General features: G+C 64.1%; 10 protein-coding genes. 8 read left to right on the plus strand and 2 right to left on the minus strand.

Annotated features, from left to right (window positions below; genetic code table 11):
* Positions 1-78 precede the first annotated feature (78 nt).
* The gene (gene ipdC, locus DY467_RS19495) at positions 79-1,710 is read right to left on the minus strand and encodes an indolepyruvate/phenylpyruvate decarboxylase (protein WP_164638377.1); all 1,632 of its coding nucleotides are present in this window, start codon (positions 1,708-1,710) and stop codon (positions 79-81) included.
* 192 nt (positions 1,711-1,902) lie between these two features.
* Here ipdC and DY467_RS19500 point away from each other — a divergent pair, with 192 nt between their 5' ends.
* From DY467_RS19500 to DY467_RS19530, 7 genes are all read left to right on the plus strand, one after another.
* Positions 1,903-2,856, plus strand: coding sequence for an aspartate carbamoyltransferase catalytic subunit (locus DY467_RS19500; protein WP_011158662.1), 954 nt, complete (start codon positions 1,903-1,905; stop codon positions 2,854-2,856).
* A 19-nt stretch (positions 2,857-2,875) separates the two neighbouring features.
* A complete protein-coding gene (locus DY467_RS19505; RefSeq protein ID WP_164638378.1) occupies positions 2,876-4,195 on the plus strand; it encodes a dihydroorotase in 1,320 nt (439 codons plus the stop codon).
* 156 nt (positions 4,196-4,351) lie between these two features.
* Complete coding sequence (gene plsY / locus DY467_RS19510; protein ID WP_164638381.1) at positions 4,352-4,963, plus strand: glycerol-3-phosphate 1-O-acyltransferase PlsY; 612 nt, start codon at positions 4,352-4,354, stop codon at positions 4,961-4,963.
* A 200-nt stretch (positions 4,964-5,163) separates the two neighbouring features.
* On the plus strand, positions 5,164-6,024 hold the full coding sequence (locus DY467_RS19515; protein ID WP_164638383.1) for a hypothetical protein: 861 nt from the start codon (positions 5,164-5,166) through the stop codon (positions 6,022-6,024).
* Between the two features lie 80 nt (positions 6,025-6,104).
* Complete coding sequence (gene dprA / locus DY467_RS19520) at positions 6,105-7,244, plus strand: DNA-processing protein DprA (protein WP_349627665.1); 1,140 nt, start codon at positions 6,105-6,107, stop codon at positions 7,242-7,244.
* A gap of 90 nt (positions 7,245-7,334) precedes the next feature.
* A complete protein-coding gene (locus DY467_RS19525) occupies positions 7,335-8,747 on the plus strand; it encodes an MBOAT family O-acyltransferase (protein ID WP_164638385.1) in 1,413 nt (470 codons plus the stop codon).
* A 4-nt stretch (positions 8,748-8,751) separates the two neighbouring features.
* Positions 8,752-9,942 carry an alginate O-acetyltransferase AlgX-related protein gene (locus tag DY467_RS19530; protein WP_164638386.1) on the plus strand — a complete coding sequence of 397 codons (1,191 nt, stop codon included), beginning with the start codon at positions 8,752-8,754 and terminating at the stop codon, positions 9,940-9,942.
* 261 nt (positions 9,943-10,203) lie between these two features.
* Here the strand turns inward: DY467_RS19530 and DY467_RS19535 are convergent, their stop codons facing one another.
* On the minus strand, positions 10,204-10,419 hold the full coding sequence (locus DY467_RS19535) for a hypothetical protein (RefSeq protein ID WP_164638389.1): 216 nt from the start codon (positions 10,417-10,419) through the stop codon (positions 10,204-10,206).
* A gap of 246 nt (positions 10,420-10,665) precedes the next feature.
* Between DY467_RS19535 and topA the strand changes: the two genes are divergently transcribed.
* Positions 10,666-13,401, plus strand: a complete 2,736-nt coding sequence (topA, locus tag DY467_RS19540) for a type I DNA topoisomerase (protein ID WP_164638391.1) — start codon at positions 10,666-10,668, stop codon at positions 13,399-13,401.
* The last annotated feature ends 1 nt before the right edge of the window (position 13,402 follow it).

Here is a 13,402-nt window from a genome sequence, read left to right on the forward strand (position 1 = left end):
GGCGGTCCTGGAACGATGCGGATTCGCGCGCATGTTACGCAGAAAACCGCCCCGAGGACACGGCGGATCGCCGCGCCGTCACTTCATTCGTTCACGCGCCGCCTTGAAGCCGGAGACGAACCGCGCCAGTGTATGAGAAGTCGCGCCGCGCGGCAGCATCACTTCGATCAGTGAGAACACCCCGCGCCGCTCGACCGCGCGCTGCAGCGCCGCGGCAAGTTCGGCGCGGGTCGTGACCCGCTCGCCGAAGCCGCCGATCGAATGGGCGATATCGGCGAAATGCCAGTCGTCGAGGTCGTTGAACTTCGATTCCGGTTGGAACACCCGTAGCATTTCCCAGCTGCAATTGTTGAACAGCACCACGATCGGATCGAGGCCATAGCGCTTGCAGTTCCCAAGCTCCCAGCCCGTCATCTGGAACGCACCGTCGCCGACCAGCACAAGCGGCCGCAGGCCGGTCGCGGCAACGCCGATACCAGCGGGCACGCCGAACCCCATGCCCGCGTAGTATCCCGGGGCCGCCAGCGCGGTATTGTCGATCTCCATCGCGGTGAATAGGCAATCGCCGATATCGGCGGTGATCGGCATCTTGCCGTGTCGGTCGAACAGATCGTTGATCGCGGTGGCGATGTCCGATGGCGCGATCGGCGATGCGTCGAGGGTCAGCCCACGCGGATAGGCCATTCCTTTCCCGACATTGCGCGGCCGCGGCGGATGCTGCGAGGCGTGGGCGTCGAGACCGGCGATCAGGTCAGCTAGCGGAAGATCGCGATAGACGTGGTGGCCGATCTGCACCTCGCGTCCGGTCGCCAGCACGGTGCGGCGCGGATCGGTCATGTTCGAGGACAGCGCGAAATTGGTGTCCGACAGGATGACACCGAACATCAGCACCAAGTCGGCGCTCTCGACCAGGGCCGATAGGTCCGGATCGCCGGCGGCGCCGAGATAGGTGCCGGCCACGACGTCGTCGGCGCCCTCCAGCAGGCCACGGCCCATGAATGTCGTAACCACCGGCAGGCCGAGCTTGCGGGCCAGCGCGGCGACCTGCTGCTCGACGCCATAGCGGCGGATTTCGACGTCCACCACCATCACCGGCGACTTCGCTTTGGCGATCCGATCCAGGATTTCTTGCGCGCACTCATCTCGCGCACCGGCGTCGGCTTCGCGCCGCGGCAGCTTCGGCACCGGGTCGACCTTGGCGTCGACCATGTCGCGCGGAAATTCGATATACACCGGCAGCGACAATTCGAGAGCGCTCCGCAGCACCCGGGCGATCTCGGCCGGCGCGGTCGATGGATCGCTCAGCACGGCCTGATCGCAGGTGACTTCCTTGAATACCGCGAGCTGGGAATCGACGGTGCGGACCTGGTGATGCAGCAGATAGCCGCTGGTGCGCTCCCGCGCGCCGGGCGCACCGGCGATCACCACAACCGGCGAGCGCTCCGCATAGGCGCCGGCGATCGAGTTGACGAGGTTGAACGCGCCGGCCCCGTAGGTCACCACCGCGACGCCGATGCTGCCGCGATAGCGCGACGCCGCATCGGCCGCAAAGCCGACCGCCGGCTCGTGGCTCATGGTGAAATACGGCAGCGTGCCGCTTTCTTCGATCACCTTGAAAAACGGCAGCACGAAATCGCCGGGGATGCCGAAGATCTCCCGGGCCCCGTGATCCTTGAGGGCATCGAGCAGCGCGGTCGCAAGCGTCGGCATGGGAGCTCCTGACTGGGCACGGAAAGCGCCGGACCGCGTTACCAGAGGTTCCGACTTTCGACCAACCGCACGCCCGTGTGACACGCTGCAAGGCCGAAATGCCGGCTGTTCCACAACGCCGGGGGATTATTCCGCGCGGCGCCCCGTTGGCGCTTGCCCGGCTTTCCAACTCTCCCTATAGCTCTTGCTTTAATGACCCCCGCCCCAAAATCGACTTTCGTCCTCGGTCACCGGCATCTGCTGGGAATCGAAGGGCTTTCCGCCGCCGACATTTCCGGCCTGCTCGACCTCTCCGAGGAGTATGTCGAGCTCAACCGGCAGGTCGACAAAAAGCGCACCAGTTTGCGCGGCCGCACCCAGGTCAATCTGTTCTTCGAGGCCTCGACCCGGACGCAGTCATCGTTCGAGATCGCCGGCAAGCGCCTCGGCGCCGACGTGATGAACATGAGCGTGTCATCATCGTCGATGCGCAAGGGCGAGACCCTGATGGACACCGCGGTGACGCTGAACGCGATGCACCCGGACATCCTGGTGGTCCGGCATCACGCGTCCGGCGCCGTGGAACTGCTGGCCCGCAAAGTCGACGGCTCGGTGATCAACGCCGGCGACGGCGCCCATGAGCATCCGACCCAGGCGCTGCTGGACGCGCTGACGATCCGCCGCAACAAGGGCCGACTCGAAGGGCTGGTGGTGGCGATTTGCGGCGACGTGATGCATTCGCGCGTCGCCCGCTCCAACATTCTGCTGCTGAACACGATGGGTGCCCGCGTCCGCGTCGTTGCGCCTTCCACGCTGCTGCCCGCGGGCATCGAACGGATGGGCGTCGAGGTGGCTCGCGACATGCGCGAAGGACTCGACGGCGCCGATATCGTGATGATGCTGCGGCTGCAGCGCGAGCGCATGAACGGATCGTTCGTGCCGTCCTCGGCCGAGTACTTCAACTATTTCGGGCTCGACCAGAAGAAGCTGTCCTACGCCAAGCCGGACGCGCTGGTGATGCACCCGGGCCCGATGAATCGCGGCGTCGAGATCGACTCGATCGTCGCCGACGGCGCCCAATCGGTGATCCGCGAACAAGTTGAAATGGGCGTGGCGGTGCGCATGGCGGTGCTCGAAGCGCTCGCCCGCAACCTGCCGAACGCCTGATGCCGGAACGGGAAACAACATGCTGACCGATCGCCGCCCGATCCTGCTCGCCAACGCACGCCTGATCGACCCCTCACGCGACTTCGACGGCATCGGCGACGTGCTGATCGCCGACGGCGTGATCCGCGATGCCCGTCGCGGCATCGGTGCTGCCGGCGTCCCTGAAGGCACCGACATCATCAACTGCGCCGGCATGGTGGTCGCGCCCGGTCTGGTCGATATGCGCGCCTTCGTCGGCGAACCCGGCGCCAGCCACCGCGAGACCTTTGCATCCGCCAGCCAGGCCGCGGCCGCCGGCGGCATCACCACCATCGTCTGCCAGCCGAACACCAACCCGGTGATCGACAATTCGGCGACGGTCGACTTCGTGATGCGCCGCGCCCGCGACACCGCGATCGTCAACATCCATCCGATGGCGGCGGTCACCAAGGGTCTCGCCGGCGCCGAGATGACCGAGATCGGCCTGTTGAAAGCCGCCGGCGCGGTGGCGTTCAGCGATGGCGACCTCAGCATCACCAACGCGCAGGTGATGCGCCGCGCGCTGACCTACGCCCGCGATTTCGACGCGCTGATCGTGCATCACACCGAGGACCCCGACCTCGTCGGCGAAGGCGTGATGAACGAGGGGGAGTTTGCCACCCGGCTCGGCCTCGCCGGCATCCCCAACGCTGCCGAGACGGTGATGCTCGAGCGCGACATTCGCCTGGTGATGCTGACCGGCGGCCGCTACCACGCTGCGTCGCTGAGCTGCATCGAGTCTCTGGAGATCTTGCAGCGCGCCCGCGACCTTGGCCTGCCAGTGTCGGCGTCGGTTTCGATCAACCACGTCGCGCTCAACGAGAACGACATCGGGCCGTATCGCACCTTCCTCAAGCTGGCGCCGCCGCTGCGCACCGAAGCCGACCGCAAGGCGCTGATCGCGGCGATCGCCTCCGGGCTGATCGACGTGGTGATGTCGGATCACAATCCGCAGGACGTCGAGGTCAAGCGGCTGCCGTTCGCCGAAGCCGCCGCCGGCGCGATCGGGCTGGAGACGATGCTGCCGGCCGGGCTCCGGCTGGTGCACGCCGGTGAACTGGACTTCCTGAGCCTGATCCGCGCGATGTCGACCCGTCCGGCCGAACTGCTCGGCCTGCCCGGCGGCACGCTGCGCTCCGGTGCGCCCGCAGATCTGATCGTGATCGATCCCGACGTGCCGTGGCTGGTCGATCCGGACGAACTGAAATCGAAGTGCAAGAATACGCCGTTCGACGAAGCGCGGTTCTCCGGCCGGGTGACCCGCACCATCGTCGGCGGCCGCACCGTCTATGAGCATGTGCGAGATTCGAAGGCTGGTTGAGTCAGCCGCTTGAACTAGGCCTTTCGATCCGTCATTGCGAGCGTAGCGAAGCAATCCAGAAATGCCGAGCACGGAATTGCATTGCTTCGTCGCTTCGCTCCTCGCAATGACGGGGAGAGTCTGACTTTATTGCCGCGCTAGAGTGTTTGGAGAGTTGTGATGATCGGGATCTACATCGTCGCGCTGGTGATTGGTTATCTGTTCGGCTCGATCCCGTTCGGCCTGATCCTCACCAAGATCGCCGGTACCCAGGATCTGCGCTCGATCGGCTCCGGCAATATCGGCGCCACTAACGTGCTGCGAACCGGCCGCAAGGGCCTCGCCGCCGCGACCCTGCTGCTCGATGCGCTGAAGGGCACCGCCGCCGTAATCCTAGCCGCCTATCTCGCCTCCGGCACCGACGCGATCGCCGCCAACGCCGCGATGCTGGCGGCACTCGGCGCCTTCCTCGGCCATCTGTTTCCGGTGTGGCTGAAGTTCAAAGGCGGCAAAGGCGTGGCCGTCTATATCGGCGTGCTGATCGGACTGTTCTGGCCGGCTGCGGTGGTGTTCTGCATCATGTGGCTAGCGACTGCCTTCACCTCCCGTTACTCGTCACTGTCGGCGCTGGTGGCGAGCTTCGTCACCCCGATCTTCCTGTGGTGGTTCGGCCACGACGCCCTCGCCTCGCTGTTCGCCGTGCTGACGCTGCTGCTGTTCTGGATGCACCGCGAGAACATCAAGCGGCTGCAGGCCGGCACCGAAGGTAAGATCGGCGAGAAGAAGTAGAACAATCTGAGCCGTGTACGCGGGCTCACGATTGGATTCGAGTTTGAACGCGCGTTAGCAGTCTTTTTGATCTGCGTAGTCGGCTTATCGACTGCATTCGATTCATTTCTTAACGTTTGGCAATAGTCTCGAATATGTCCTTGGAGGATAGAAAAGCACTTTGGGGGATTATAGTTGGGATCGCTTGGGGCGGCGTTACCATGGCCGGTCCGTTGGCATTTCCCAACGCTCCCCGCTGGGTATGGCAGGCCTCTTTCTCGGTCGCTGCAATCGTCGCACTGGCTGGAGTGCTTGTCTTAGTTTACGATTTTTTCATAAGGCCAAGAGGACGCCGATTGGATCCATTCATTGCCACCGCGATTGTTGCAGTAATAGTCGCGCTCGTTTCGCTTGGCATCTATGTGGCGAAAGCCCCGCAACACGCGCTAGAAGGGCATTTGAATGCTCCTGCGGCTCTGGGTGACCCAGAAATCTCGTTACTTCCACCTACAGAGCGTCACGAAATTCGCTGGTCCCCGACTAACTCAAACGAAATCAGAATCGCTTCAGAAGGGAAGATTAGCGAAGGAAATTGGTCCGTCCCCGTATTCGCTCTTAAGACAACTACGGCAATATCTGCTCAAGATGTCAGCGTTGCCTGGCAAATTGATATGGTCGGAATTGAGAGCATCGTGAAGACTTCGCCACTGCTTGAAGAATCTAATTTCAAGTTTGAGGTCAACAAAGTTACCATCAACGGTATCTCGAAAAATCCAAGCTGGCTCTACAACCTCTCTCAATCCGAAACCACCAATTTTCCCTTCGTCACACCCAGCGGCACGAAAGCGTTTATTCCTCTTCCTGTTTTTGCAAACCTTATGCTCTACACAATCGCTCTAATGCCAAACGAGGTAGGGGCTAAGATTAGCCCGTTTAAATTTACAGCCACAGTTAGTTGGAATTTGCCGCGACCAGGACTTCAGAAGTTTTCTGTGACAGCTCATGTTTTCAATGCAAAAGGACCGAACCTGTCGTCCCCGAGAGTTGATGCTCTCATGTCATTTACAGTCGAGAAGCTCTAAGAGTCTGAAGTGGCTGCTTTGACAACGTCTTGATCGACGTCTTTCACACGCATAAGTTGCGCATCGCTCGTTCTTGGTGTGTGTGGGGGGGCGAACCGATTTCCAATCAGCAAACCGTTCTCACTGAGGCGCAGCGGATCGACTGGCTGCGGCTGATCCGCGCCGACAATGTCGGCCCTCGCACCTTCCGCTCGCTGATCAATCATTTCGGCTCGGCGCGTGTGGCGCTGGAGCGGTTACCGGAGCTGGCGCGGCGGGGTGGTGCGGCGCGGGCCGGACGCATCCCATCCGAGGACGAAGCGCGGCGCGAGATCGAGAGCGGCCGCCGCATCGGCGTCGAGCTGGTGGCACCGGGCGAGACCGGCTACCCGCCGAGGCTGGCGACGATCGACGATGCGCCGCCGCTGCTCGGCGTCCACGCCCTGCCCGATGCGCTCGCCGTGATGGTCCGGCCGATGATCGCGATCGTCGGCTCTCGCAATGCCTCCGGCGCCGGCCTGAAATTCGCCGGCCAGCTTGCCGCCGATCTCGGCGCGAGCGGCTTCGTGGTGATCTCCGGCCTCGCCCGCGGCATCGACCAGGCGGCGCATCGCGCGAGCCTGGCCAGCGGCACTGTCGCGGTCCTCGCCGGCGGCCACGATAAGATCTATCCGGCCGAGCACGAGGATCTGCTGCTAGACATCATCCAAGCTCGCGGCGCGGCGATCTCGGAGATGCCGCTCGGCCACGTCCCGCGCGGCAAGGATTTTCCCCGCCGCAACCGGCTGATTTCCGGCGCGGCCGTCGGCGTCGCGGTAATCGAGGCGGCGTATCGCTCCGGCTCGCTGATCACCGCGCGGCGTGCCGCAGATCAAGGCCGCGAGGTGTTCGCCGTGCCCGGCTCGCCGCTCGATCCGCGCGCTGCCGGCACCAACGACCTGATCAAGCAAGGCGCGACACTGATCACCTCGGCCACCGACATCGTCGCGGCCGTCGCATCAATCCTGGAGCGGCCGCTGGAGACGCCCGGCCGCGAGCCGGAGCACGCTCCGCCCACCGGCGAGCCCGACGCCGGAGACCGTACCCGCATCCTGTCGCTGCTCGGTCCGAGCCCGGTTGGGATCGACGACCTGATCCGATTGAGCGGCATCCCACCGGCGGTGGTGCGCACCGTCCTGCTCGAACTCGAACTCGCCGGCCGCCTCGAACGGCACGGCGGCTCACTGGTGTCGCTGAGCTGAGCCGCTGCCGCGCTTAAGGCCTGACGGCTTGACGTTGCGGTGCGCGGTTTGGCATCTGGCTGCACCGCGCCCGTCCGGATGCACTTGCCAATGCTGTTCTACGAACCGCTCTTTCTGACGGTCTTTCCGGCGTTCTACGCGCTGTATCTGGCGGTCACCAACAAGATCGCACGCAAATGGGTCCTGCTCGTCGCCAGCCTGCTGTTTTATAGCTGGGGCGAGCCGATGTTCGTCCCGGTGCTGCTGGTGTCGGCGCTGATCGACTACGCATTGACGGCGCGGCTGCATCGCTCCGGCTCGGAGCGCGAACGCCGGCTGCTGCTGACGCTCGGCGTCGCCGGCAATCTCGCCGTCCTGGTGTTCTACAAATACACCGACTTCCTGGTCGCAAATCTGGACGCGGTGCTGCAGCCGGCATTCGGCTGGCGAATTCAGCTGCTCGGTATCGCGCTGCCGATCGGTGTCTCTTTCGTGGTGTTCGAGAAGATCACCTATCTGGTGGATACCTATCGCTGCGTGTCGCCGCCGGCGCGGCGTTTCGCCGACTACTGCCTGTTCGTGCTGTACTTCCCCAAGCTGCTCGCCGGCCCGATCCTGAAATATCACGAGATGGCCGCGCAGATCGCCTCGCCGCCGTCACCACGCTGGCGCGATGCGCGCGACGGGCTAGTGCGGTTCTGCATGGGGCTCGCCAAGAAACAGCTTCTCGCCGAACCGATGGGCGGCTGCGCCGATCAGATCTTCGGCGCCGATCCGACGACGCTGTCGGCGCCAATCGCCTGGCTCGGCCTGCTCGCCTTCACGCTGCAGATCTTCTTCGATTTCGCCGGCTATTCGGACATGGCGATCGGGCTGTCGCGGATGTTCGGCCTGTCGCTGCGCGAGAACTTCAAGGCGCCCTACATCGCCCAATCGATCACTGAATTCTGGCGGCGCTGGCACATCTCGCTGACCACCTGGATCCGCGACTATCTCTACGTGCCGCTCGGCGGCAATCGCCATGGCGCACTCCGGACCTACGTCAATCTGTGGATCTGCTTTCTGCTGTCGGGGCTGTGGCACGGCGCGAGCTGGAATTTCGTGCTTTGGGGTGCCTGGAACGGGCTGTTTCTGACGCTCGATCGCATCTTCCTGAGCCGTGCGATGCAGCGGGTCGGCCCGGTGCTGGCGACACTGACAACCTTCCTGCTGGTGATGATCGGCTGGTCGATCTTCCGCTCCCCCTCGCTGTCGCATCTCGGCCCGTTCTTCGCAGCGCTGGCTGGCGCCTACGATCAAACGGCGCCGATCACGCTGGCGCCGGAGGTGCCGTGGGTAGCGGCCGCCGGTCTGATCGTATCGTTCACGCCGGGCCTGCCCGGCTATCGCCATCTGCAGGCCGCGTATTATTCGCTATGGGCCGTGCGCTGGCTGGCGCAGGCCGCGATCATCGCGCTGGCTGTGGTGGGGATCGCACGGGCGCTCGCGGTGCCGTTCAAACCGTTCATCTATTTCCGGTTCTGAAGCGATGGCGATGAACAAGCACATCGCGCGAACCGTCTGGGCACTGATCTTCACCGTGCTGCTCGCGCTACCGATTGTGACGGCGTGGAATCTGATCGCCGCTCCGATGAACCCGCGCCTGCTCGCCATTATCGGCAAGAGGCTCGGGGGTGTCACCGCCCAAGCCCCGCTTGACTGGTCGTGGAAGGCAGTCAGCGACGGCACATTGCAGAAGGCGCTGGCGCTGCGGGTCGCGGAGGCCAATCCGCTGCGGCCACTGTTGATCCGCAGCTACAACCAGCTTCGCGCCTCCCTGTTCGACGAGCTGACCGCACAGGGGCTGGTGCGCGGCAAGGACCGGCAGCTGCTCGAGACCTTCTACCTCGACGACTACTGTCAGCGGACCGTCGGCATGGCCGACGAACGCGCCCACGACAGGATCCCGCTGCTAAAGGACATTCAGGATTTCTACCGCTCGCGCGGCGGCGTCTTCCTGTTCGTCGTCACCCCGTCGAAGCTCGGCTACATGCCGGAAGCGTTCACCGGCACCCGCCCCTGCCCGAGCACGGAAGCGGCCCGCAACGAACTGCGGCCGCGTTACGTCGACCTGCTTCGGCAGGCTGGCATCGAGGTCTTCGACGCCGCCGCACTGGTCTATGCGCAGCGGCACGCCCAGGCCATGCCGCTGTTTCCCCGCAACGGCGCGCATTGGAATGATCTTGGGCTTGCGATCGCCAGCGTTGCGATCCTGGACCGGCTGAACCAGGTCGCCGGCCGTACCGTCGCAGCGCCGCTGACCTATTCGATGACGATCGACGACCAGGCTACCGAACGAGACATCGACCTGATCGGCTTCCAAAACCAGTTGCTCGATCCGCCGCCGATCCGCACCCCCCACGTGCGCTACCGCTCGCAGATCGACTGCAGTACTTTCCCTGGCCGCGACGCGAACGCTGCCATCGTCGGCGGATCTTTCATTCGGATGACCGCCGAGGTGCTGATCCGCGACGCCTGCATGGCCCGGCTCGACTCCTACTTCTATCTGAAGCTCGAGCGGGAGGGCGGCGTCCCGTTCCGTACGCTCGACCGGGACCTCGGTCCAGCTCAGCTCGCCCGGCTGCGGGACACCCAAATTCTGATCCTGGAAGAGAACGAGTCGTTCCTGGGCAAGTCCGCCCACGTCCGCGCGCTACACGACGTCCTGATGCAGCGCTGAGCTGAGAGAAACGCCTTCCAAAAAAGCCAACGGCCCGAAGCAGCGAGCCTCGAGCCATTGTCCAGGAGCGAACGTACATCCGGCCCGCTCCGACGTTCGAATCGTGAACTGGTTCGGTTAATTAGACGTAAACTGCAACCGCCTCGTGACAGCGTCGGCATCGGCCGACGCTGTACTGCCAAACGGCCCCCACAGAACCTCACCTAAAATATGAGACCAGACTGAAGACCCCCGCTTGATCAGCAGGATCGGGGAACTCGTTCATTCGGCGCTGGAATTGCGCCGCCGGCGAACGATCTCCCTGGCCTCCATCCGCGCCATGTCGAGCAGGTAACAGGGAGTGTCGAGGCGATGCGCCTGGGCAACCTGAATCAGTTGACCTGTCGCTTCCGACAGGTATTGGGCTGCTTCCACGGGGCCGCCGTCGCCAGGACGGCTGTAACGGGAGCTCTTCTTGCTGTCGGACGGCGGTGACATTGGGGCACCATTCCTGGCGGAATCGATCCACTCCAAATTGGATGGATGAAGAGCGATATACACGCATAGGTTGTACATCTCTAGGTTTATGTTTTGTGAACTTCAGGCTCAGGTAGTCGCAATATGTGGCGTCCTGCCCGAGCGGCGATTTGACAGCGCCCTTGTCACCACCCATGTTCCGGGCAATCCGGCCGGCGCGAGTCTCGCAGACCGGCCTTTTTCTCTTCATCTGATGCTTGGAATGCGATGAACCTCGTCATTGTCGAGTCGCCCGCGAAGGCCAAGACGATCAACAAATATCTCGGCTCGTCCTACGAGGTTCTGGCCTCGTTCGGGCACGTGCGCGACTTGCCGGCGAAGAACGGATCGGTCGACCCGGACGCCGACTTCCAAATGATCTGGGAAGTCGACCCGAAAGCCGCGAGCCGGCTCAACGACATCGCCAAAGCTCTGAAGAGTGCGGACAAGCTGATCCTCGCCACCGACCCTGATCGCGAGGGTGAGGCGATCTCCTGGCATGTGCTGGAGGTGATGAAGCAGAAGCGTGCGCTGAAGGACCAACAGGTCGAGCGCGTCGTGTTCAACGCCATCACCAAGCAGTCGGTCACCGACGCGATGAAGCACCCGCGCCAGATCGACGGTGCGCTGGTTGACGCCTATATGGCGCGCCGGGCGCTCGACTATCTGGTCGGCTTTACCCTCTCCCCCGTGCTTTGGCGCAAGCTGCCCGGCGCGCGGTCCGCCGGCCGCGTGCAGTCTGTGGCGCTGCGCCTGGTGTGCGACCGCGAGACGGAAATCGAGAAGTTCGTTCCCCGCGAGTACTGGTCGCTGATCGCCACCCTTGCGACGCCGCGCGGCGAGACCTTCGAGGCTCGCCTGGTCGGCGCCGACGGCAGGAAGATCCAGCGGCTCGACATCGGCACCGGTGCCGAGGCCGAAGACTTCAAGAAGGCAATCGAGGCGGCGAATTTCCGGGTCGCCACCGTCGAAGCCAAGCCGGCGCGCCGCAACCCCTACGCGCCGTTCACCACCTCGACGCTGCAGCAGGAAGCCAGCCGCAAGCTCGGATTCGCGCCGGCCCACACCATGCGGGTGGCGCAGCGGCTTTACGAAGGTGTCGATATCGGCGGCGAGACCGTCGGACTCATTACTTATATGCGTACCGACGGTGTGCAGATCGATCCGTCCGCCATCACCCAGGCCCGCAAGGTGATCGCCGAGGATTTCGGCAGCGCCTATGTGCCGGAAGCGCCGCGCCAATACACCGCCAAGGCCAAGAACGCACAAGAAGCTCACGAAGCGATCCGCCCGACCGACCTGTCGCGTCGACCGTCCGACGTCAGCCGCAACCTCGATTCCGACCAGGCCCGGCTGTACGAGCTGATTTGGATCCGCACCGTCGCCAGCCAGATGGAATCCGCCGAACTGGAGCGCACCACCGTCGATATCGAGGCGAAAGCCGGCTCGCGCTCGCTGGAGCTGCGCGCCACCGGCCAAGTGGTGAAGTTCGATGGCTTCCTCGCCGCCTACCAGGAAGGCCGCGACGACGACTCCGAGGACGAGGATTCCCGCCGCCTCCCCGCGATGAGCGAGAACGAGGCGCTGAAGCGCGAGGCCCTCGCCGTTACGCAGCATTTCACCGAACCGCCGCCGCGGTTTTCCGAAGCCTCGCTGGTGAAGCGGATGGAAGAGCTCGGCATCGGCCGGCCCTCGACCTATGCCTCCATTCTGCAGGTACTGAAGGATCGCGGCTACGTCCGGCTGGAGAAGAAGCGGCTGCACGGCGAGGACAAGGGCCGCGTCGTGGTCGCATTCCTGGAGAGCTTCTTCACCCGCTACGTCGAATACGACTTCACCGCCGGGCTCGAAGAAGACCTCGACCGCATCTCCAATAATGAAGTGTCCTGGAAACAGGTGCTGAGCGACTTCTGGCGCGACTTCATCGGGGCGGTCGACGAGATCAAGGACCTGCGCGTCGCCCAGGTGCTCGACGTGCTCGACGAGATGCTCGGCCCGCACATCTATCCGGCGCGCGAGGACGGCGGCGATCCGCGGCAGTGCCCGAGCTGCGGCACCGGCAAGCTCAATCTGAAGGCCGGCAAGTTCGGCGCCTTCGTCGGCTGCTCGAACTATCCGGAATGCCGCTACACCCGGCCCCTCGCTTCCGACAGCGCCGGCGATGCCGATCGCGTGCTCGGCACCGATCCCGACAGCGGCCTCGAGGTCGCGGTGAAGTCCGGCCGGTTCGGGCCTTATATCCAGCTCGGTGAGGCCAAGGACTACGCCGAGGGCGAAAAGCCGAAGCGGGCCGGCATCCCGAAGGGCACCTCGCCGTCCGACGTCGATCTTGAAATGGCACTGAAGCTGCTCGCGTTGCCACGCGAAGTCGGCAAGCACCCGGAGACCGGCCAGCCGATCAAGGCCGGCATCGGTCGGTTCGGGCCCTATGTGCAGCACGAAAAGACCTACGCCAGCCTCGAGGCCGGTGACGACGTGCACACCATCGGCCTCAATCGCGCAGTGACGCTGATCGCCGAGAAGATCGCCAAGGGCCCAAGCAAGCGGCGGTTCGGCTCCGATCCCGGCAAGGCGCTCGGCGATCATCCGAGCCTCGGTGCCGTCGCGGTGAAGAAGGGGCGTTACGGTGCTTACGTCACCGCCGGCGGCGTCAACGCGACGATCCCGTCCGACAAGACCGAAGACACCATCACCCTGCCCGAAGCGATCGCGCTGCTCGACGAGCGCGCCGCCAAGGGCGGCGGCAAGGCCAAGAAGGCGCCGGCCAAGAAAGCCGCTGCTAAAAAGGCCGATGCCGATGGTGAAGCCAAGCCCGCGAAAAAGGCGGCTGCCAAGAAGGCCAAGCCGAAAGCTGAAGGCGCCGCCGCCAGCAAGGCGCGCGCGCCTGTCGCCGCAAAGACAGCAGCGAAGAAGGCCGCCAAGCCTAAAGACGCGGCCAAGGGTAGCGCCGCCAAGAACGGATAGA

The sequence above is a fragment of the Rhodopseudomonas sp. BR0G17 genome (genome assembly GCF_010907025.1).
Classification (GTDB): domain Bacteria; phylum Pseudomonadota; class Alphaproteobacteria; order Rhizobiales; family Xanthobacteraceae; genus Rhodopseudomonas; species Rhodopseudomonas palustris_H.

What these genes read in the sequence shown, in the direction of transcription:
- ipdC (WP_164638377.1), bottom strand. Translation starts at nt 1,710, where the DNA reads ATGCCGACGCTTGCGACCGCGCTGCTCGATGCCCTCAAGGATCACGGG.
- DY467_RS19500 (WP_011158662.1), top strand. Translation starts at nt 1,903, where the DNA reads ATGACCCCCGCCCCAAAATCGACTTTCGTCCTCGGTCACCGGCATCTG.
- DY467_RS19505 (WP_164638378.1), top strand. Translation starts at nt 2,876, where the DNA reads ATGCTGACCGATCGCCGCCCGATCCTGCTCGCCAACGCACGCCTGATC.
- DY467_RS19515 (WP_164638383.1), top strand. Translation starts at nt 5,164, where the DNA reads ATGGCCGGTCCGTTGGCATTTCCCAACGCTCCCCGCTGGGTATGGCAG.
- DY467_RS19525 (WP_164638385.1), top strand. Translation starts at nt 7,335, where the DNA reads ATGCTGTTCTACGAACCGCTCTTTCTGACGGTCTTTCCGGCGTTCTAC.
- DY467_RS19530 (WP_164638386.1), top strand. Translation starts at nt 8,752, where the DNA reads ATGGCGATGAACAAGCACATCGCGCGAACCGTCTGGGCACTGATCTTC.
- DY467_RS19535 (WP_164638389.1), bottom strand. Translation starts at nt 10,419, where the DNA reads ATGTCACCGCCGTCCGACAGCAAGAAGAGCTCCCGTTACAGCCGTCCT.
- topA (WP_164638391.1), top strand. Translation starts at nt 10,666, where the DNA reads ATGAACCTCGTCATTGTCGAGTCGCCCGCGAAGGCCAAGACGATCAAC.